The sequence below is a fragment of the Aminobacter sp. 01T433 genome (assembly GCF_056398585.1).
On sequence record NZ_JBFTPR010000062.1, the window covers coordinates 1 to 1,024 of the forward strand.

2 pseudogenes are annotated in these 1,024 nt (G+C 61.8%); both read left to right on the top strand.

Features of this window, described 5'->3' with window-relative positions:
- Nucleotides 1–555 (top strand): annotated as a pseudogene (locus AC1DLV_RS30265) (hypothetical protein); the annotation flags it as partial.
- Between the two features lie 218 nt (nucleotides 556–773).
- Nucleotides 774–1,024: pseudogene (locus tag AC1DLV_RS30270) on the top strand (hypothetical protein); the annotation flags it as partial.

Below are 1,024 nucleotides of genomic sequence, written 5' to 3' on the forward strand. Positions count from 1 at the left end.
GAAGATACCGGACGCGAATTTAGCGAACAGCATCCCGTTGAGAGCGGTGAAGTACCCGACGCTACGAACGTTGAGCCCGCTACCGCCTCCAACCTACTGGCCGAATTACGTTTGGCGTGGTCCTCCCCCGCACCAGATGCAGTAGAGCCTAGCGTTAAGGCGCTGGAGTGGACTGAATCACGCTCCGGCGCGTGGGCCAAGTCCCTCCTTGGCAACTACTACGCGTCGGCTCTTCAACAATTGATGCCGAAACGGATCGTCTTTCGTTGGAAGCTTGGCATTGACGGAAATTGGAGCGGTGAAGACTTCGACACCCTCGAACTAGCCAAAGCCGCCGCACAGGCCGATTACGACGCCCGCATCCGATCGGCTTTAGCCCACACCTCGCCAGTATCCGCGCCGGGGGTGGTGGAAGCGCTGCTCAAATGCGCTGAAATCCTAGCGGGTCTTGAAGCGGAGGACGGCGGGCGCACGTTCCCGACCAAGCAGGATTGTCGTTTCGCCCGCATGGCTATCAACCGGCTCCGCTCCCCGGTTGTGGTGGAGGGCAAGTAGATGGCGCTCACTAAGGCCCAACTGAAAACCGTCGAGCTGATGCTCGTTGCCGGTCAGGTGACCGTGAACAACGAAAGCAGCKACGACTACRTCRAAGCCGCCGCGTTYGTGTTCGAYAACGGGCTGTTCTWCKCRCGGGAAGCATCRYTGCARGCGGTYCGCGAAAAGCTCACCGCTCTCGCCGCCCATAGTGCCKGCGCGCAAGGGGGGAACGSAGAATGAGCTTYCGTGTCCTYGTRGCCTGCGAGTTCTCAGGCACCGTTCGCCGCGCCTTCGCCGCGCAGGGTCACGACGCATGGTCGTGCGACCTCCTGCCGGCAGACGACCGCAGCAACAAGCACATCGTGGGCGATGCACGCGAAATCCTGGATGACGGCTGGGACATGCTGATCGTGGCACACCCGCCATGCACCCGCCTGTGCAATTCGGGCGTTCGCTGGCTGTCCGTCCCGCCTCCCGGCAAGACTGT